This window comes from Pseudoduganella namucuonensis (assembly GCF_900116645.1).
GTDB classification, from domain to species: Bacteria; Pseudomonadota; Gammaproteobacteria; order Burkholderiales; family Burkholderiaceae_D; genus Rugamonas; species Rugamonas namucuonensis.
This window is the reverse complement of the sequence record NZ_FPBO01000027.1, coordinates 65044-83545: the sequence shown is the minus strand read 5'-3', so window position 1 is coordinate 83545 and position 18502 is coordinate 65044. Positions and strand designations below refer to the sequence as shown.

The 18502-nt window shown below is 67.5% G+C and carries 16 protein-coding genes; 14 read left to right on the top strand and 2 right to left on the bottom strand.

The genetic code is table 11. From position 1 onward, the window contains the following. The first annotated feature begins 5 nt into the window (after positions 1–5). The 5 genes from BM436_RS24355 to BM436_RS24335 are packed head-to-tail and all read left to right on the top strand — an operon-like array spanning position 6 to position 8182. Positions 6–1367, top strand: coding sequence for a DUF1329 domain-containing protein (locus BM436_RS24355; RefSeq protein ID WP_093558132.1), 1362 nt, complete (start codon positions 6–8; stop codon positions 1365–1367). Between the two features lie 35 nt (positions 1368–1402). Then, positions 1403–2542, top strand: coding sequence for a WD40/YVTN/BNR-like repeat-containing protein (locus tag BM436_RS24350; protein WP_093558131.1), 1140 nt, complete (start codon positions 1403–1405; stop codon positions 2540–2542). Further along, positions 2532–4988 (top strand): efflux RND transporter permease subunit, encoded by a 2457-nt coding sequence (locus BM436_RS24345; protein WP_093558130.1) that lies wholly within the window; start codon positions 2532–2534, stop codon positions 4986–4988. Before BM436_RS24350 ends, BM436_RS24345 begins: the two co-directional genes overlap by 11 nt. Before the next feature lie 34 nt (positions 4989–5022). Continuing rightward, positions 5023–6528: an aldehyde dehydrogenase family protein gene (locus BM436_RS24340; RefSeq protein WP_093558129.1), complete on the top strand. Its 1506-nt coding sequence runs from the start codon at positions 5023–5025 to the stop codon at positions 6526–6528. Positions 6529–6535: 7 nt separating this feature from the next. Continuing rightward, positions 6536–8182 (top strand): GMC family oxidoreductase, encoded by a 1647-nt coding sequence (locus BM436_RS24335; RefSeq protein WP_093558128.1) that lies wholly within the window; start codon positions 6536–6538, stop codon positions 8180–8182. Between the two features lie 18 nt (positions 8183–8200). On the opposite strand, the gene BM436_RS24330 is transcribed toward BM436_RS24335, so the two are convergent. Continuing rightward, the gene (locus BM436_RS24330) at positions 8201–9097 is read right to left on the bottom strand and encodes a LysR family transcriptional regulator (protein ID WP_093558127.1); all 897 of its coding nucleotides are present in this window, start codon (positions 9095–9097) and stop codon (positions 8201–8203) included. Positions 9098–9265: 168 nt separating this feature from the next. On the opposite strand from BM436_RS24330, the gene BM436_RS24325 reads away from it, so the two are divergent. From BM436_RS24325 to BM436_RS24300, 6 genes are all read left to right on the top strand, one after another. Continuing rightward, the gene (locus BM436_RS24325) at positions 9266–10126 is read left to right on the top strand and encodes a helix-turn-helix domain-containing protein (protein ID WP_093558126.1); all 861 of its coding nucleotides are present in this window, start codon (positions 9266–9268) and stop codon (positions 10124–10126) included. A gap of 177 nt (positions 10127–10303) precedes the next feature. Continuing rightward, entirely contained in the window at positions 10304–10573 is a 270-nt protein-coding gene (locus BM436_RS37220) for a YciI family protein (RefSeq protein ID WP_177307464.1), read from the top strand. A 13-nt stretch (positions 10574–10586) separates the two neighbouring features. Beyond that, a complete protein-coding gene (locus tag BM436_RS24315) occupies positions 10587–11342 on the top strand; it encodes an SDR family oxidoreductase (protein WP_229490662.1) in 756 nt (251 codons plus the stop codon). 53 nt (positions 11343–11395) lie between these two features. After that, on the top strand, positions 11396–13045 hold the full coding sequence (locus BM436_RS38545; RefSeq protein ID WP_093558124.1) for a methyl-accepting chemotaxis protein: 1650 nt from the start codon (positions 11396–11398) through the stop codon (positions 13043–13045). A 30-nt stretch (positions 13046–13075) separates the two neighbouring features. Further along, complete coding sequence (locus tag BM436_RS24305) at positions 13076–14734, top strand: acyl-CoA dehydrogenase family protein (protein WP_093558123.1); 1659 nt, start codon at positions 13076–13078, stop codon at positions 14732–14734. Positions 14735–14751: 17 nt separating this feature from the next. Beyond that, positions 14752–14946, top strand: coding sequence for a hypothetical protein (locus BM436_RS24300; RefSeq protein ID WP_093558122.1), 195 nt, complete (start codon positions 14752–14754; stop codon positions 14944–14946). A 40-nt stretch (positions 14947–14986) separates the two neighbouring features. Here BM436_RS24300 and BM436_RS24295 read toward each other — a convergent pair whose 3' ends face one another. Then, on the bottom strand, positions 14987–15430 hold the full coding sequence (locus BM436_RS24295) for a PaaI family thioesterase (protein WP_093558121.1): 444 nt from the start codon (positions 15428–15430) through the stop codon (positions 14987–14989). A 185-nt stretch (positions 15431–15615) separates the two neighbouring features. On the opposite strand from BM436_RS24295, the gene BM436_RS24290 reads away from it, so the two are divergent. From BM436_RS24290 to BM436_RS24280, 3 genes are all read left to right on the top strand, one after another. Then, positions 15616–17151, top strand: coding sequence for a class I adenylate-forming enzyme family protein (locus BM436_RS24290; RefSeq protein ID WP_177307462.1), 1536 nt, complete (start codon positions 15616–15618; stop codon positions 17149–17151). Between the two features lie 387 nt (positions 17152–17538). Further along, positions 17539–18141 (top strand): helix-turn-helix domain-containing protein, encoded by a 603-nt coding sequence (locus tag BM436_RS24285; protein WP_093558119.1) that lies wholly within the window; start codon positions 17539–17541, stop codon positions 18139–18141. 1 nt (position 18142) lies between these two features. After that, the gene (locus tag BM436_RS24280) at positions 18143–18454 is read left to right on the top strand and encodes an Mpo1-like protein (protein WP_093558118.1); all 312 of its coding nucleotides are present in this window, start codon (positions 18143–18145) and stop codon (positions 18452–18454) included. Positions 18455–18502 lie beyond the last annotated feature (48 nt).

Below are 18502 nucleotides of genomic sequence, written 5' to 3'. Positions count from 1 at the left end.
GCACCATGAACCACAAGCACCGCATCCTCGCCGGACTGGCCGCCAGCCTGTCCCTCGCCGCGACTTCCACCCTGGCCGCCGTCTCGCCGCAGGAAGCCGAACAACTGAAATCGACGCTGACGCCGATGGGCGCGGAAAAGGCCGGCAACAAGGAAGGCACGATCCCCGCCTGGACCGGCAAGACGGTCCAGGCCAAATCCAGCGAGGCGCGCCTGCCGCCGGCCATGTTCGCCGACGAGAAGCCGCTGCTGACGATCAAGGCCGACAACGCCGACCAGTACGCCGACAAACTGGCCGACGGCACCAGGCACCTGCTGAAGAATTATCCGGGCTTCCGTCTCGACGTCTACCCGACCCACCGCACCGCGATCGCGCCGCAATACGTCTATGACAACACCTACTTCAACGCCACCAACACCAAGCTCACCGGCGAAGTGATGACCACGGCGCCGAACTACAAGGGTGGTGTGCCGTTCCCGATCCCGAAAACAGGCCTGGAGGCGATTTTCAACGCGATGTGGAACTGGCGCGGCGCGGACCGCCAGACCACGGCCGACATCTGGTTCGTGTCCTCGTCGGGCAAACGCTCCCTTTCGGTCAGCAACATCCTGAGCGAGTCCAACCCCTATTACTACCAGGGTGGACGCAAGGACACCTGGGAGGGCAAGCTGCGCGGCACGGCATCGGTCGAATTGACGGCGCCGGCCTACTCGGCGGGCGAGAAGACGCTGATTCTCGGGCCGGTTGATCCGATCAACCAGGATACCAACGGCTGGACCTTCCTGACCGGCCAGCGGCGCTTGCGCAAGATCCCGAGCGTGCAATACGACGTGCCTTTCCCGTACACCTCGGGCGTCACCAATTACGACGACGCCTACGGCTTCAACGGCGCGACCGACCGCTACGACTGGAAGCTGCTGGGCAAGAAGGAGATCTATGTCCCCTACAACAACAACAACTTCACCCATGCCGCGGATCTGGACAAGGTGATCGGGCCGCAGTTCGCCAATCCCGACCTGGTGCGCTGGGAGTTGCACCGCGTGTGGGTGGTGGACGCCACGCTGAAATCGGGCGCCCGCCACACCGTGCCCAAGCGCCGCTTCTACCTGGACGAGGATACCTGGAACGTGGTGATCAGCGACCAGTGGGACGCCAAGGGCCAGTTCTGGAAAAACATCAACCTGCTGACCTTCATCTACCCGGATGTACCGCTGGCCATGATGGGCACCAATTTGATCTACAACGTGCAGTCCAAGGCCTACACGGTGCAGAACGTGATCAACACCGCGCCCGGCGGCATCGCCTTCAAGCAGCTGCCGGCGGACTTCTTCTCGACGCAGGCGCTTGAGCGCTCGGGCGTGCGCTGAGCCGGGCCGCCGTCATGAGCAAGGATAGGATTCCCATGCGTTCCTCCCTGGCCGGGGCCTGCCTGGCAGCGTGCGCCGGACTGTTCCCGGCCCTGCCGGGGGCGGCCATCGCGGCCAACGCCGCGCCTGGTGGTGGCGCCAGCCCAACCGCTCCCTCCGGTCCCGCCGTCGTGCTGGCGCGGGCCGCGCGCCCGGCGGCGCTGCCGGAGCGGGCCAGCCTGCTGTCGGTGGCGCGCGCCGGCGGACGACTGGTCGCGGTCGGCGAGCATGGCGTGGTCGCCCTGTCCGATGACAACGGCGCCACCTGGCGCAACGCCCGCTCGGTGCCGGTCGACGTGACGCTGACCGTGGTGCGCTTCGCCAGCCAGAAGACGGGTTGGGCGGTCGGCCACGTCGGCGTGGTGTTGCGCACGGACGACGGCGGCGAAACCTGGGTCAAGCAGATGGACGGCCTGGCCGCGGCAAGCCTGCCGCTGGCCGACGGTGCAGCGGCAGGCGTCGGCGAGGCGCCGGACCGTCCGCTGCTGGAACTGCTGGTCTCCAGCGAGCGGCACATCGTCGCCGTCGGCGCCTACAACCTGGCCATCGAATCGAAGGACGGCGGCGCCACCTGGCGCAATATCGCCGCCCAGTTTCCCAACAGCGGCGGCTTCCACCTCTACGGCCTGGCGGTGGCGGGCGACGGCCTGATGGCCGTGGGCGAGCAGGGCCTGCTGCTGAAATCGGCGGCGGCCGGCGCGCCGCTGTCCGCCGTGGCCTTCCCGTACAAGGGCAGCCTGTTCGGAGCGATCGCGCTGGCGCCGGCGACGGGGGCGGCGACTGGACCGGAATCCATGCTGGTCTACGGCCTGAAGGGCAACGCCTATCTCAGCAACGACGGCGGCGCCAGCTGGCAAGCGGCCGACGTCGGCGACAGCAAGGCCACCTTCAACTGCGCGCTGCGGCTGCGCGATGGCCGCGTCGCCCTGTGCAACCAGGCCGGCCGCGTGTTCGTCAGCGACGACGGCGGCAAGCGCTTCGCGCGCCTCGATTTCGAATGGGGCGCGCCGCTGACGGCCATGGCCGAAAGCGCGAACGGCGACCTGCTGGTCGCCAGCCTGGGCGGCATGGCGAAGATTAACAAGGACAAGCTCGCGCCGGCGGCGCGGGGCAATGGAGGCGGCAATGGCCGGTGATATCAAGATGGACCGGGAGGCGATGGACGCGCGCGATTTCGATCCGCGCTCCGGCAACTGGCTGGAACGGCTGCTGTTCAACCACCGCGCGCTGGTGATCCTGTTTTGCGTGCTGGTGACGGCGGGCCTGGCCTGGCAAATTCCGGCCATCCGCCTGAACGCCAGTTTCGACCGCATGATCCCCAAGGAGCACGCCTACATCCAGAACTTCAAGGACAACCAGGCCGACCTGGCGGGCCAGGGCAATGTGCTGCGCATCGTCGTCGAGCGCAAGGGCGGGAGCATCCTCGATCCGGCCTACCTGCAGACGCTGCAAAAGATCAACGACGAGGTCTACCTGGTCGCCGGCGTGGACCGGCCCTTCATGCTGTCGCTGTGGACCCCGACCATGCGCTGGATCGGCATCACCGAGGTGGGCATCGACGCCGGCCAGGTCATCGACGAGACCTACGACGGATCGCCCGACAGCCTGGCCAGGCTGCGCCTGAACATCGAGCGCTCCGGCGAGATCGGCCGCATCGTCGCGCCCGACTTCAAGTCCAGCATGCTGTACGTGCCGCTGCTCGACTTCGACACCGAGACCGGCAAGGCGCTGGACTACGCGGAACTGGCCGGAAAGATCGAAAAGATACGCGCCAAATACGAGGGCGGCGACATCCGCATCCACGTGGTCGGCTTCGCCCAGGTGGTGGGCGACCTGATCGACGGCCTGGGCCAGGTGGCGGGCTTTTTCATGCTGTCCATGGCGCTGGCCACGGCCATCGTCTACTGGTACACGCGCTGCGCGCGCAGCACCGCCATCGTCATGTTCTGCTCCGTCATCGCGGTGCTCTGGCTGCTCGGCGTGCTGCCGCTGCTCGGCTACGAGCTCGATCCCTACACCATCCTGGTGCCCTTCCTGGTGTTCGCCATCGGCATGAGCCACGGCGCGCAGAAGATGAACGGCGTGATGCAGGACATCGGCCGCGGCTTCCCCCGGCTGGTGGCGGCCCGCTACACCTTCCGCCGCCTGTTCATGGCCGGTTTCGCCGCGCTGCTGTGCGACGCGATCGGCTTCGCGGTGCTGATGCTGATCAAGATCTCGGTGATCCAGCAGCTCGCGCTGACGGCCAGCATCGGCGTCGCCTTCCTGGTGTTCACCAATTTGATCCTGCTGCCCATCCTGCTCAGCTACACGGGCGTGAACCAGGCGGCCGCGCTGCGCACGCTGCGCGAGGAGGACGCTGCGCTGGCCGCCGCCAACCGGCACGCGCTGTGGCGCTTCCTGGACCGCTTCACCACGCCGCGCGCGGCCGCCCTGGCCATCGCCGTGGCGTTGCTGATGGGCGTGGGCGGCTGGCGCGTGAGCCTGGACCTGAAGACGGGCGACCTCGATCCCGGCGCGCCGGAGCTGCGCACCGATTCGCGCTACAACCGCGACAGCGCCTACATCAACGCGCATTACGCCAACAGCAGCGACGTCTTCATCGTCATGGTGGCCTCGCCGCCGGCGCAATGCATGAACTACGACCTGCTGCAGAAGATCGACACGCTGGAATGGGAACTGCGCCAGCAGCCCGGCGTGGTGGCGACCGACTCCTTCGCCTCCTTCAACAAGGGCATCACCGGCCAGTTCACCGAAGGCAATCCGAAGTGGTTCGCGCTGGTGCCCAGCCAGGAGCTGCTGAACGGCTTCGTCAAGAACGCGCCGCGCACCCTGCTCAACCAGCCTTGCAGCCTGTCCATGCTCCGCATCTTCCTGTCCGACCACAAGGCCGAGACGCTGGAGCGCGTCTCGAAAGTGGTGGCCGACTACGCCGCCCGGCACGACGGCCCGGACGGCAAGTTCCTGCTGGCCGCCGGCAACGCCGGCATCGAGACCGCCACCAACGAGGTGGTCAAGCAGGCCAACCGCGACATGCTGTACTGGGTCTATGGCGCGGTGTGCCTGCTGTGCCTCGTCACCTTCCGCTCCTGGCGCGCGGTGATCTGCGCGGTGCTGCCGCTGGTGCTGACCTCCGTGCTGGCCGAGGCGCTGATGGTCTGGCTGGGCATCGGCGTCAAGGTCGCCACCTTGCCGGTGATCGCGCTCGGCGTCGGCATCGGCGTCGACTACGCGCTGTATGTGCTGAGCATCGTGCTGACCCACCTGCGGGCAGGCGAATCGCTGTCCAAGGCCTATGCCGAGGCGCTGCACTTCACCGGCAAGGTGGTGCTGCTGACCGGCGTGACGCTGGCCGTGGGCGTCGTCATCTGGGCCTTCTCGCCGATCAAGTTCCAGGCCGACATGGGCATCCTGCTGGCGTTCTGCTTCCTGGCCAACATGCTGGGCGCGCTGATCCTGCTGCCGGCGCTGGCGGTGTTCCTGCTCAAGCCATCGCCCCAGCCGGCCGGCGCGGGCAAGCAGGCCGGCCCCGCCGCGCGCGTCCAGCACGCGACTTCCACCATCGACAGGATGCCGACATGAATCTCGAACAACGCACATTGAAACGGAACCGACCATGAGCGCCACCTCCCCCCTCGCCGGCAAGGCCGCGGCATTGAAAGCCCATTACGCCGAGCACCCGCAGCCGATGCTGATCGACGGCCAGCTGGTGGCCGCCGCCTCCGGCCAGACCTTCGACGTCTACGACCCCGCCGTCGGCCTGGCCTTCGCCCGCTCCGCGGCGGGCGGCGCAGAGGATGTCGACCGCGCCGTCAAGGCCGCGCGCCGCGCCCTCGACAGCGGCCCCTGGTCGCGCATGACGCCCTCCGAGCGCGCCAAGCTGATGTGGAAACTGGCCGAGGTGATCGAGTCGCACGCCGAGGACATCGCCCTGCTGGAAACGCTCAACAACGGCAAGCCCTATATGGTGGCGCTGCACGGCGAGGTGGCCATGGCCGCCGAGTGCCTGCGCTACAACGCCGGCTGGGCCACCAAGCTGGGTGGCGAAACCCCGCCCGTCATTTCCGCGCCCGGCGAGTGGCACGCCTACACGCTGCGCGAGCCGGTCGGCGTGTGCGGCCTGATCACCGCCTGGAACTTCCCGTTCGCCATGGCCGTCGGCAAGATCGCGCCGGCGCTGGCGGCCGGCTGCACGGTGGTGCTCAAGCCCGCCGAGCAGACCCCGCTCACCGCCATCAAGCTGGCCGAGATGGTGCTGGAGGCCGGCTTCCCCGAGGGCGTGATCAACATCGTCACCGGCTTCGGCAAGGACGCCGGGCAGGCGCTGGTGGAGCATCCGGACGTGAACAAGATCTCCTTCACCGGCTCGACCGGCACCGGCATGCACATCATGGCCGCCGCCGCCCGCACCATGAAGCGCGTGACGCTGGAACTGGGCGGCAAGTCGCCCAACATCATCTTCGCCGACGCCGACCTGCCGAAGGCGATCGAGCACGCCGCCATGGGCGTGTTCTTCAACACCGGCCAGGTGTGCGTGGCGCGCTCGCGCCTGTTCATCCACCGCAAGGTCTACGACCAGGTTGTGGAGGGCATGCAGGGCATCGCCAGCCACCTGAAGATAGGCTCCGGCCTGGACTTCGACACCGTGCTGGGACCGGTCGTCTCGCAGGCCCAGCTCGACCGCGTGATGGGCTATGTGCACGCGGGGCGCGAGGAGGGCGCGCACGTGGCGGCCGGCGGCGAGCGCGTGGGCGGCGCCGGTTACTTCGTGCAGCCGACCATCCTCACCGGCGTCAACGCCGGCATGCGCGTGGTGAAGGAGGAGATCTTCGGCCCGGTGGTGGCGGCCATGCCCTTCGACGACGAGGACCTGGACGCCGTGGCGCGGCTGGCCAACGACAGCGTGTATGGCCTGGCGGCCAGCGTGTGGACCGGCAGCCTGTCCACCGCGCACAGAATGGCGCGCCGCATCAAGGCCGGCCTGATCGAGATCAACGGCGCGCCGCCGATGCAGTTCTCGCTGCCCTTCGGCGGCTACAAGCAATCCGGCACGGGCCGCGAGAACGGGCGCGAGGGCGTGCTGGCCTACACCGAACTGAAAACCGTGGCCATCGGCCTGTGAGGTCATCATGAAGCGCGACGACGACGATTTCGACTACATCGTGGTGGGCGGCGGTTCCGCCGGCTGCGTGCTGGCCGCGCGCCTGAGCGAGGACCCGGCCTGCCGCGTGCTGCTGCTGGAGGCCGGCGGCCCGGACAAGCATCCCTACCTGAAAATGCCGGTGGCCTTCCTCAAGGCGATGATAGACCCGCGTTTCGGCTGGGGCTATTTCAGCGAGCCGGAACCGCATCTGGGGAACCGTCCGCTGTGGCTCCCGCGCGGCAAGGTGCTGGGCGGTTCCTCGTCGATCAACGGCATGTTCTACATGCGCGGCCATCCGCTCGACTTCGACGGCTGGCGCGACCTCGGCTGCGCGGGCTGGAGCTACGCCGACGTGCTGCCCTATTTCAAGCGCATGGAGCGCAGCTGGCGCGGCGCGTCGGACTTCCACGGCGACAGCGGGCCGCTGCCGGTGCAATCCATCGACACCACGCTGCTGCTGCACGAGCAGCTGATGTCGGCCGGCGCCGCCACCGGCCACCAGCTCAGCGCCGACATCAACGGCGCGCGGCCCGAGGGCTTCTCCAAGGGCGAGACCACGATAGACCGGCGCGGCCGCCGCGCCAGCACCTCGGCGGCCTACCTGCGGCCCGCGCTGGGCCGGCCCAACCTCACGGTACGCCTGCGCGCGCTGACGCACAAGGTGGTGATCGAGCGGGGCAGGGCGGCCGGCGTCAAATACGAGCACGAGGGCGTGCTGCGCACCACGCGCGCGGCGCGCGAGGTGATCCTGTCGGCCGGCGCCTTCAACTCGCCGCACCTGCTGATGCTGTCCGGCGTCGGCCCGGCCCGGGAGCTGCAAAGCCACGGCATCCAGGTGCAGGCCGACCTGCCCGGCGTGGGCCGCAACCTGTCCGAGCATCCGACGGTGATGATGGAGTTCGCGGCGACCCGCCCGGTGACCTTCCTCAAGCAGCTGCGCATGGACAGACTGGCGCGCCACGCCATGAACTGGGCCGTGTTCGGGCGCGGCCCGATGGCGACGCAGATCAACAGCTGCAACATGATCATCCGCACCAGGCCGGAGCTGAAGCAGCCCGACATCCAGCTGATGGGCAACCCGATCCGCTTCGACGCCAAGCCCTGGTTCCCGGGACTGACGCGGCGCCAGGGCCACGTGTTCTCGCTGGGCGTGGTGATACTGCACCCCTACAGCCGTGGCCATATCAGCCTGAAGTCGGCCGATCCGCGCACGCTGCCGGGGATCCACATGAACCTGTTCTCGGACCAGCGCGATTTCGAGACGCTGCGCAACGGCATCCGCGAGGCGCGCCGCGTCTACCGCAGCGGCGACCAGGCCGCGCTCACCGGGCACGAGCTCCAGCCGGGCGAGGAGGCACAAAGCGACGCCGAGCTGGATGACTACATCCGCAAGAACGCGGTGGTGTGCCAGCATCCGGTCGGCACCTGCAGCATGGGTGTCGGTCCGGACGCGGTGGTGGACCCGCAGCTGCGCGTGATCGGCATCGACGGCCTGCGCGTGGTCGACGCCTCGGTCATGCCCACCGTGCCGGGCGCGAACACCAACGCCGCCACCATCATGCTGGCCGAGGTGGCGGCGGACCTGCTGCGCGGGCGCAAGCTGCCGGCGGAAGCGGCGCCGTGGGCGGCGTGAAGCCGGCCCGGCGCGGGCTCAGTTTGAAATGCTGACCAGCTTCTCGAACAGCCAGCGGCCGGCCGGTCCGGGCGGTGCGTCGACCCGGTGGATCATCGTATACGGCTGGCTGCCGCCCTTGCGCGCGTTGAGCGACAGCTTCACCAGGCGGCCGGACGCGAGATCGTCGCGCACCATGTGTTCGGGCATATGGCCCCAGCCTATGCCGGCGCGCAGCAAGGCGTGCTTGGCGCCCAGGTCGCTGATCCGCCAGGAACGGATGCCACTGATGGCCAGGTCGTGGTGTTCGGTCAGGCGGGTCCGGTCGCTCAGCGCGAGCTGCACGTGCTCGCGCAGGATGGACACCGGGATCGGCCCCTTGTGGGCGGACAGCGGGTGGCCGGGCGCGGCCACCGGCACGATGCGCAGCACGCCGAAGTCCTCCGCCTCGATCTGGTCGGGCCAGTCGCGCACCAGGCAACTGATGCCCATGCTGCACACGCCGTCCAGCACCAGTTGCGCCACGCCGCCCAGCGCGTCCATGCGCAGCTTCAGCACCACGCTCGGGTACTGGTCGGCGAAGGCCTTGAGCGCCGCCGCCAGGATGTCGGTCGAAAACAACACGTCGACCGCGATCGACACCTCGCTCTCGACACCCTGGATCAGGCCGGAGACGCCGGCCCGCATCTCGTCGGTCACCAGGCTGATGCGGCGCGCGTAGGCCAGCACGGTCTTCCCCGCCTCGGTCAGCACGGGCCGCTGGCCCTTGCGTTCGAACAGCGTGATGCCGAGCTGCGCCTCGAGGTTGGCGATGGCGTAGCTGACCACCGGCTGCGAGCGGTGCAGCATTTTCGCGGCGGCCGAAAAGCTGCCCGTGTCGACCACGGCGACCATGATTTTCAGCTGGTCCAGCGAGGGTATCGTGACGTTGAACATATCGAAAAAATTTATGGAGGATATAGAAATTATAGCTCTTGTTTTTATACCTTAACCGTCCTATTCTCGATTACGGCAACAGGGAATTACAAACAGCAGGGACGGGGAGTGAAGCGAAGACGACACAGCGTCATAAGGCTGTGCACTACTACAAATCAGGAGACAGCAATGCATTGGATGGTCAACTCAAGCCAGTCGAAGTTACCCGTCGCCGCCGGACAGATCGCCCGCCTGGTGCGGGAAATCGGCAACAAGGACCGCGCGGCGCTCGCCACCGAGATCCTCGAGATCACGAAGAGCTTCATGCCCGTGCACCATTGCACCATGTTCGCCTACGACGCCGACCGCAATCCGCGCCTGCTGTCAGGAGCCAGCCTGAGCAACCACTGGGTGACCTTCAACACCGCCACGCTGTACATCCGCGACTTCTTCCGCAAGGACGGCATCCTGCCGTTGATCCGCACCATGCCGCCCTCGTCCGGCGAGGCGCGCATGTTGGTGCACCGGCAGAGCGGGCAGGACGTCAGCGACATCGACTACCGCGTCGCCTGCTACGACCACATCGGCATCATCGACCGCCTTGCGGCGCTGGTGCAGGTCGGCAAGGGCCAATGGGTGTCGACCAATCTGTACCGCGACCGCAGCGCCGGCTGCTTCACGTCCTCGGAGGTGCAGAGCTTCCTCGACCTGGCGCCGCTGTTCGCCAGCTGCGCGGCGCAGCACTACGCCTCGGACGTCGACGGCGAAACCATCTACCGCAACCTGGTCACGGACGGCATCCACGAGCTGTGTCCCAGCCTGACGATGCGCGAGCGCGAAGTGCTGCTGCGCATCCTGGACGGCGTGACGACGGAGCGCATCGCCGAGGACCTGCACATCCGTCCCACCACCGTCATCACCTACCGCACGCGCGCCTACGAAAAGCTGGGCGTCAGCTCGCGCCGCGAACTGTTCGCCACCGTGCTGCGCCAGCGTTCCCCGGGCGACGGCAAGGCCGACCTGGCGGCGGAGCTGGCCGGCGCCGAGTAGTCTCTCTTCATCCCCTACGATGCACCCATGTCAGGCGCCGGGCCAAATCCGGCGCCCGCGGCGCGTTGCCCGGAGCGCCGCCTGCCCCTCCTGTCGGGTTTTGGTACGACATCCAACGCCGCGGCCCCGGCGTACATTAAGGCTCAAACCAAACGCGGGGCCAAAAGGGAGCAAGCAATGGCTTACATGATTTATCAACTGGACGATCAAGCCGTCGCCGTCGGCGAGGCCGAACTGGCGCGGCACATCAGCTATATCAACGCGCTCGGGCCGCGGGTCCGGATGGGCGGTCCCCTGTTCGACGAAGCGGCCAGCCAGCCGAAGGGGCGCCTGATCGTGGCCGATTTCGACACCCGCGCCGAAGCCGAGGCCTTCGTCGCCGGCGATCCCTTCCGCCAGAGCGGGCGGATCAAGACCGTGACCATCGAACGCATGTCGATTTTGTAGGGAGGGGCGCAACATGAACATGCGTTTCGACGGCAAGGTGGTGCTGGTCATCGGCGGCAACAGCGGCATCGGCCTGGCCTCGGCCAAGGCGTTCGCGCGGGAAGGCGGGCGCGTCGTCATCACCGGCCGCAATCCCGAGTCCCTGCGCGCCGCCGCCGAGGAAATCGGCCATGGCGCGTTCGCGCTGGCGTCGGACAGCGCCGACCTGGGGCAGATCGACGAATTGATGGCGGCGGTGCGCGAACGCCACGGCCGCATCGACGTGTTGTTCGTCAACGCCGGCATCGGCGCTTTCGTGCCGGCCGCCGAGATCACCGAGCGGCTGTGGGACCAGGTGATGGACGTCAACCTGAAAGGCGTCTTCTTCACCGTGCAGAAGGCGCTGCCCATGATGGGCAAGGGCGGTTCCATTCTCCTCACCTCGTCGATAGGCTGGCTCAAAGGCCTGCCCACCACCTCGCTCTACGCGGCCAGCAAGGCGGGCGTGCGCTCGCTGGGCCGCACGCTGGCGGCGGAACTGGTTGGCCTGGGCATACGCGTGAACGTCGTCAGCCCGGGTCCGATCGAGACGCCGATCACCGCGCGCACCATTGGACTGGCGGCGGAGGCGGTGCCGGCCATGCTGGAACAAATGGGCGAGCACAGTCCCATGAAGCGCATGGGGCGGCCGGAGGAGGTGGCGGCGGCGGTGCTGTTCCTGGCTTCCGACGACGCCTCCTATGTGACGGGCACTGATTTCCTGGTCGACGCGGGGCTGGCCAGTTTCTAAAAAACGCAGAAGACCGGCCCACCGGCGACGCGTGCAACGAAGGAGACATCGACATGAAACTGCCCAAGCTGACAGTGGGGGCCCGGTTGCGCCTGGGTTTCGGCGCCGTCTCGGCGCTGCTCTTCGTCGTGACCGTGGTGGGCGTGAGCCACATGCGCGAGATGCAGGCCCGCATCGATGAAATCACCGGCACCAATAACCTGAAGAGCAAGCTGGCCATGCACATGCGCGACACGGTGTACGAACGCATGATCGCGTTGCGCAATATCTCGCTGGTGGGCGCCTTCGCCTCGGACATGCAGGACCAGCGCGAGCGCATCGGCCAGCAGGAGGCCTTGTACGCCGACGCCGGCAAGCGGCTGGCCGCGCTGTTCGCCGCCCAGCCGGGCAAGTCCGCGAGGGAGCTGGAACTGCTGCGCAAGATCAACGCGAGCGGCGAGGCCGCCAAGCCGCATGTCGAGAAGGCGATCGAACTGGCCTTCGCCGGCCAGGAAAGCCTGATCTTCAACGTGTTCCAGCAAATGGCGCCGGTGCAGGCGCAGTGGACCGCGGCGCTGGGGGAATTGATCGCGCTGGAGGAGAGCAACAACGCCCGGGCGGCGGCCGACGCGCGCGCCTCCGCCGACCGGGGACGCACGCTGATGCTGGCCATCGGCGCGGCGGCCGTGGCCCTGGGCCTGCTGATCGCCTGGCTGCTCACGCGCGACCTCACGGGCAAACTGGGAGGGGAACCCGATTACGCCGTCGACATCGCCGACCGCATCGCCGACGGCCGGTTCGACATGCATATCGAACTGGCGCCGGGCGACCAGTCCAGCGTGCTGCACGCCATGCGCAGGATGCGCGACAAGCTGGAGCACATGCTGGGCCAGGTGCACGCCAGCGCGCGGGTGATCGGCGCGGCGACCGGCGAGATCGCGTCGGGGAATGTGGACCTGTCGTCCCGCACAGAGCAGCAGGCCGGCTCGCTGGCGCGGACGGTGTCGTCGCTGGAGACGCTGACCGCGACGGTCAGGCAGAACGCCGACCACGCCCACCAGGCCAGCCAGCTGGCGACCACCGCGTCGGCGGTCGCCACCCAGGGCGGCGCGGTGGTCGCCCGGGTAACCGGCACGATGGAGGACATCCACGCCTCGGCCAGGAAAATCGTCGACATCATCGCCGTCATCGACGGCATCGCCTTCCAGACCAATATCCTCGCGCTCAACGCGGCGGTGGAGGCGGCGCGCGCCGGGGAGCAGGGACGGGGCTTCGCGGTGGTGGCCTCCGAGGTGCGCAACCTGGCCCAGCGCTCGGCCGGCGCGGCCAAGGAAGTGAAGGAACTCATATACGACTCGGTGGAGAAGGTCGCCGCCGGCAGCAAGCTCGCGGACCAGGCCGGCGCGACCATGACCGACATCGTCGACAGCGTGCGGCGCGTCACGGAAATCGTCGGCGCGATCGCCGAGGCGAGCCGCGCGCAGCACACCGGCATCGCGCAGGTCAACGACGCCGTCGGCCAGATGGACAGCGTGACGCGGCAAAACGGCGCGCTGGTCGGCCAGGCCACCGCCTCGGCGTGCAGCCTGCGCGAGCAGGCGCTGGAGCTGACGCGGCTGGTCGGCGCCTTCAGGCTGAGCGAACACGAACACGAACACGAACACGAACACGAGCACGAGCAATCCGGCGCGCCGCGTGCCGGATTGTTGCGGCTCGAAGCCTGACCGGTATAGCAACCCTTATTGAAAGCATGTATGGATTATCAGTCTCAGCTCGCCTCCATCCTTTTCACGCTGCGCCACGGCGCCCAGTGCGCCCGCCTGCCCGGCTGGGACGAGGACATCGCGAACCAGGTGCTCACCGAGGCGGCGCGCTTCACCGCCGCCGAGATCGACCCGCTCGACGGGCTCACCGAGCGCGCCCCGCTCGTTCTGGAGGAGGGCCGGGTCAAGCTGCCGCCGCACATCGTCGCCGCCTACCGGGCCTATCGCGACGCCGGCTGGCCGACCCTGGCCGGCGCCGAGGAACACGGCGGCCAGCACCTGCCGCACGTGCTGGCCAGCGCCGTGTCCGAAATGCTGGCCGGCGCCAGCCTGTCCTTTCAACTGCTGATCGGCCTGACGGCGGGGGCCATCCGCGTCATCACCTCGTCCGGCACGCCGGAGCAGCGCGCCGCCTACCTGCCGCGCCTGGTCTCCGGGGAGTGGCTGTCGACCATGTGCCTGACCGAGCCGCAGGCCGGCTCCGACCTGGGCCAGACCCGCACCATCGCCCGTCCGCAAGCGGACGGCGGCTACCTGCTCAGCGGCGACAAGATCTTCATCTCCGGCGGCGACCAGAACCTGACGGACAACATCGTCCACCTGGTGCTCGCGCGCACGCCCGGCGCGGCGGCGGGCGTGAAGGGCCTGAGCCTGTTCCTGGCGCCGGCGGTGCTGCCCGACGGCCGGCGCAACGCCATCGCCTGCCTGCGGCTGGAGGAAAAAATGGGCCTGCACGGCTCGCCCACCTGCCAGCTGGCCTTCGACGACGCCGAGGCGCGGATGCTGGGCGGCGAGGGCGAAGGCCTGGCGCGCATGTTCGAGATGATGAACGCGGCGCGCATCGAGGTGGGCGTGCAGGGCGTGGCGCTGGCCGAGGTGGCGGCGCAGCGCTCGCGCATCTACGCCGCCGGGCGCCGCCAGGGCAAGGGCGGCGACGGCGCCGGCCCCGTGCCGCTGCACCGCCACGCAGACGTGCGGCGCATGCTGTTGACGCAGATGGCGCTGGTGGAGGGCTGCCGCGCGCTGGTCTACCGGGTCGACGTCGAGCACGAGCTGGGCGCCAACCAGCCGCTGGTCGATTTCCTCACGCCGGTCTGCAAGGCCTTCGCGTCCGACAGCGCGGTGGAGGCGGCGCAACTGGCGATCCAGATCCACGGCGGCTACGGCTACCTGACGGAGTATCGCGTCGAACAGATACTGCGCGACGCGCGCATCACCCAGATCTACGAGGGCGCCAACGGCATCCAGGCCATCACGCTGGCCGACCGCCTGCTGCGCATGGCCGGCGGCGCACCGAGGGAGGCGTTCGCGCGCGAGGTGGAGGACGCGATGGAGGCCGCGCCGCCGGTGGCGCGCGGGGCGCTGGGCGACGCGAAGCGCCATTGGGAAGACGCCAGCGCCGCGCTGATGTCGCGCTCCGGCGCGGGCGCGGCCGCCATCGACTATCTGCGGCTGACGGGATTGCTCGCCGCCGGCGCCGCCTGGGGCAGGCTGGAGGCGGCTGCCGATCAAGCGCCGCATCCGGCCAGGACCCGGGCCGCGGCGGCTTTCTTCCGCGAGGCCATGCTGCCGGAATGTGGCCACCTGGCGCGGCGGGTCGTACAGGGTATCGATGTCGGCGTCCACTCGGACGAGGTGTTCAACGCGTAAGCACAAGGAGGCTCTGAATGAAACCGTACAAAAAATCGGGTGGATGGAGGCGGCTGCTGGCGCTGGTTGCCGGCCTGGCGGCGCTGGGAACGATCACCGCCTTCGAGGGCGCCGCGCCCGAGGGGCACCCGCCCGCCGCGACCGCGAATGACTATCCGCACATGCCGGCGCGTCCATTCAGCGTGGAAGACGTGTTCCGCATGCCGCACTGATGTCGAACGCCGCCCTCCGCGCGGCGTTCGCACGGCCTGGTCAAACGGTCAGCACCGCCATGACCGCCGTTGCGCTCGCGACAACGTCGGCCTGGTCCGCGCGCCGCAATTCCGCCTGCATGAAGGCCAGCTTGCCGCCCATGCGCTGGACCGTGCCGCGCGCCACGTAGCGCCCCGCCGGCGCCGGCTTGACCAGATGGACATTGAGCGACACCGTGACCGCCGAGCGGGTTTCCGGCAGCCGCGCCAGCGCCGCGAAGGCGATGGCGAAGTCCAGCATGGTGGCGACGATGCCGCCCTGGATCACGCCGTTGCCTTGCAGGAAACGTTCTCCAGGTTCGAAGCCGAGCGTCAAGGACCCGGTGCGCGCGTCGGCCTCGAGCAGCGTGGCGCCGAGGTCGACGGCGAGGGGATTGGAATGGACCGGCATCGGCGCGCCGTCCCCGGCCAGGAATTGAAGTAGGAGTTGATGGTCGCTGTTCATGCCAAGAAGGTAATACGCCGGCGCGCCCGGCGGTGTCCTCCCTAAGCATGACAATTGTCCTCTGTAGACAGGACTGCGCGCGGCGGCGTCCCCGGGGTCTAATCCAGCATAAGGAAAACGGACGCGCTCCCCGGCCAAGCGGCCTGGAGCGTACTGCAACAATCAAACAGAAAGCAGGAAACGCCATGTTGGTCATCGGAGACTTGTCGCGCCTGAACGCGCAGCGCTATCCGCACAAACCCGCGCTCGTGATGGGCGAGGAAAGCGTCACCTACGCGCAGCTCGACGCGCGCTCGAACCAGTTGGCGCACGCGCTGCTGGTGGCCGGCATCGGCGCGGGCGAGCGTGTCGCCATCCTGTCGCACAACCGGCTCGAGTACGCGGTGGTGCTGCAGGCGGTCGCCAAGTGCGGCGCCATGATCGTACCGCTCAATTTCCGCTTCGGCGCGGCCGAAATCGGCCAGGTCTTGTCCGACGCCGAACCGGCCATGCTGTTCCTGGAGCCGGAGTTCGAGGCGGCGGCGCGCGAAGCCATCGCCGCGCTGGCCCGGCCGCCGGCCCTGGTGCTGCTCGCCCCGGGCGGGGACGACAGCCTGGCAGCGTTGATGGCGGACCGGCCCGCCACGGCGCCGGAGGTCGCGGTCGATCCCGACAGCGCCGCCATGGTGCTGTATACCAGCGGCACGACAGGCCGCCCCAAGGGCGTGTTGTTCTCGCACGCCAAGTTCTTCCGCATGTTCGCCGCCACCGCGATCGAAACGCGCCTGGTGCACGAGGACGTCTACCTGATCGCGGTGCCGCTGTTCCACACCGCCGGCATGAACATGGCGCTGAACCAGGCCCTGTTCATGGGCGCGACCGGCATCGTGCACCGCGGCAGGTTCGATCCCGCCACGATCTTCGCGCTGATCCAGCGCCACCGCGTCACGCTGGCGATCCTGGTGCCGACCACGGTGGGCTTGCTGGCCCACCATCCGGACGTGCCGTCCTACGATCTTTCCAGCCTGAACAAAATCTTTTACGGCTCGATGCCGATCGCCCCGCAAGTGCTCGACAAGGCGCTGCGGGTATTCGGCGGCGTGCGCTTTAATCAGATTTATGGTTCGACCGAATGCGGCATGGTGGGTATTTTGCGCGCGGAAGATCACGTACGCCATTCACAGACCACCGGGCGCGAGGCGTTGCTGACGGCTTGCCGCATTATCGGCCAGGATGGCGCGGAAGTGCCGGTCGGCGAAATAGGGGAAGTCGTGGTCGAGCAATCGCGCATGGGCATGATGGCTTATTGGCGCAACGACGCCGCCACGGCCGAAACCATCCGCGGCGGCTGGATTTATTCCGGCGATTTGGCCCGCGTCGAAGAGCAGGGTTTCTTTACCCTGGTGGACCGTATCAAGGATGTGATCAACAGCGGCGGCGAGAATATTTATCCCAAGGAAATCGAGACGCTGATCGCCACGCATCCGGCGGTGCGGGAGGTGGCGGTGTTCGGTATTCCCGACGAGCGATATGGCGAGACGGTGTGCGCCGCGCTGGCGCTGCATGCCGGCATGACTGCCACCGCCGGGGAGATTGAAGAGTTTTGCGCGGAACATCTGGCGCGATTCAAGCGGCCGCGCCGTATTGAATTCCACGACGCGTTGCCGCGCAACGCCAGCGACAAGATTATGAAGACGGCGCTGCGCGCGCCGCATTGGCAAGGGCGCTCGCGGATGATTTAATCCGGTTCGGCCAATATACTCATCGATATACCCGTCAATATACCCGCCAAAAAGAAATGGCCGCTCCGAGGAGCGGCCATTTGCGCAATGTCTGTCCGGTCTCGCTTTTACACTCCGGCGCACCAACACCACGCACCTTCAATATAGCACGCGTCCCTGGAAATACGAGGACTTTGTGCCGCGCGTCCGCGCCGGGAGCGAACGGCGCGCGGGGCGCGGCGCCGTTGCCCCGTCGGCATGTCGCGCAGGAAATACATCACGCCGGCGATGCCGTCGCGGCGCCGCGCCGCCGTCCCCCTATGGCGGCCTCGGCGGGACGCGCGTGGTAGAGTGGGAGCTCGCTTTCCTTGTGCCAGAATCTGGCGGTTACGTGCTAAGATTTGGCTCATGATCGCCCAAGCCCTCTTCACCCCCGCCCAGCAGAAGCTCTTGGGCTTGATGTTCGTCCGCGTCAATGACGGCTTCCACTTGAACGAGATCATGCGCCTCACGGGTTTGGGCAGCGCGTCGGCCCAGCGCGAATTGCGCCGGCTGCATGATTCGGGCTTGATTGTTTCCGAGCGGATCGGCAATGTGCGCCGCTTCCGGCCAAACAAGGACAGCCTGGTGTACGCCGAATTATCCAGCCTGGTGCGCAAAACCTTCGGCCTGGTCAGCGTGTTGAATTCCGCGCTGTCGCCTTTGGGCGATGTACTTAACGTGGCCTTTGTTTATGGCGCCACCGCCAAGGAACAGGAAGCCAGCGAGGATAAAATCGAATTGCTGCTGATCGGCGATAACACCAGCTATGGCGAATTGTTGTCCCGCTTGCCGGTGGCCGAACGTATTTTGCGCCGCAAGATCAATCCCAACCTGTATTCATTGCCCGACTTCCGCCGCCGCTTGCGCGAGCAGCAGCAATTCCTGGTCCAGGTATTGCGCGAGCCGAAAGTCTTCGTGTGGGGCGATGAAACGGATTTGAATTATGTGAGCCGCGTCGAGGAGAATTGACATGGATGCAGCGGGACGATTCCGGAGTTTCAAGGAGTTCTATCCGTTTTACCTGCGCGAACATGCCAATTCCACCTGTCGCCGCCTGCATTTCGTCGGCTCCACCATCGTCCTGTTATTGCTGATTACAGCCATCGCGCGCGGCGCTTACGGCCTGCTGTGGTTTATGCCGCTGGCCGGTTATGGCTTCGCCTGGATAGGCCATTACTTCTTCGAGCATAACCGGCCCGCCACGTTCAAATATCCCCTTTATAGTTTCATCGGCGATTGGGCCATGTACCGCGATATGTTGACCGGCCGCGTGCGCTGGTAGCGCTTATGGACATGGCGGAATAGCGGGACTCGGCGCCCCCGGCTCGGC

Bases quoted from the DNA above. Each gene is read 5' to 3' on its own strand.
- BM436_RS38545 (WP_093558124.1), top strand. From the start codon at position 11,396: ATGAAACTGCCCAAGCTGACAGTGGGGGCCCGGTTGCGCCTGGGTTTC.
- BM436_RS24350 (WP_093558131.1), top strand. From the start codon at position 1,403: ATGCGTTCCTCCCTGGCCGGGGCCTGCCTGGCAGCGTGCGCCGGACTG.
- BM436_RS24355 (WP_093558132.1), top strand. From the start codon at position 6: ATGAACCACAAGCACCGCATCCTCGCCGGACTGGCCGCCAGCCTGTCC.
- BM436_RS24295 (WP_093558121.1), bottom strand. From the start codon at position 15,430: ATGAACAGCGACCATCAACTCCTACTTCAATTCCTGGCCGGGGACGGC.
- BM436_RS24315 (WP_229490662.1), top strand. From the start codon at position 10,587: ATGAACATGCGTTTCGACGGCAAGGTGGTGCTGGTCATCGGCGGCAAC.
- BM436_RS24340 (WP_093558129.1), top strand. From the start codon at position 5,023: ATGAGCGCCACCTCCCCCCTCGCCGGCAAGGCCGCGGCATTGAAAGCC.
- BM436_RS24335 (WP_093558128.1), top strand. From the start codon at position 6,536: ATGAAGCGCGACGACGACGATTTCGACTACATCGTGGTGGGCGGCGGT.
- BM436_RS24305 (WP_093558123.1), top strand. From the start codon at position 13,076: ATGGATTATCAGTCTCAGCTCGCCTCCATCCTTTTCACGCTGCGCCAC.
- BM436_RS24300 (WP_093558122.1), top strand. From the start codon at position 14,752: ATGAAACCGTACAAAAAATCGGGTGGATGGAGGCGGCTGCTGGCGCTG.
- BM436_RS24280 (WP_093558118.1), top strand. From the start codon at position 18,143: ATGGATGCAGCGGGACGATTCCGGAGTTTCAAGGAGTTCTATCCGTTT.
- BM436_RS24290 (WP_177307462.1), top strand. From the start codon at position 15,616: ATGTTGGTCATCGGAGACTTGTCGCGCCTGAACGCGCAGCGCTATCCG.
- BM436_RS24325 (WP_093558126.1), top strand. From the start codon at position 9,266: ATGCATTGGATGGTCAACTCAAGCCAGTCGAAGTTACCCGTCGCCGCC.
- BM436_RS24330 (WP_093558127.1), bottom strand. From the start codon at position 9,097: ATGTTCAACGTCACGATACCCTCGCTGGACCAGCTGAAAATCATGGTC.
- BM436_RS37220 (WP_177307464.1), top strand. From the start codon at position 10,304: ATGGCTTACATGATTTATCAACTGGACGATCAAGCCGTCGCCGTCGGC.
- BM436_RS24285 (WP_093558119.1), top strand. From the start codon at position 17,539: ATGATCGCCCAAGCCCTCTTCACCCCCGCCCAGCAGAAGCTCTTGGGC.
- BM436_RS24345 (WP_093558130.1), top strand. From the start codon at position 2,532: ATGGCCGGTGATATCAAGATGGACCGGGAGGCGATGGACGCGCGCGAT.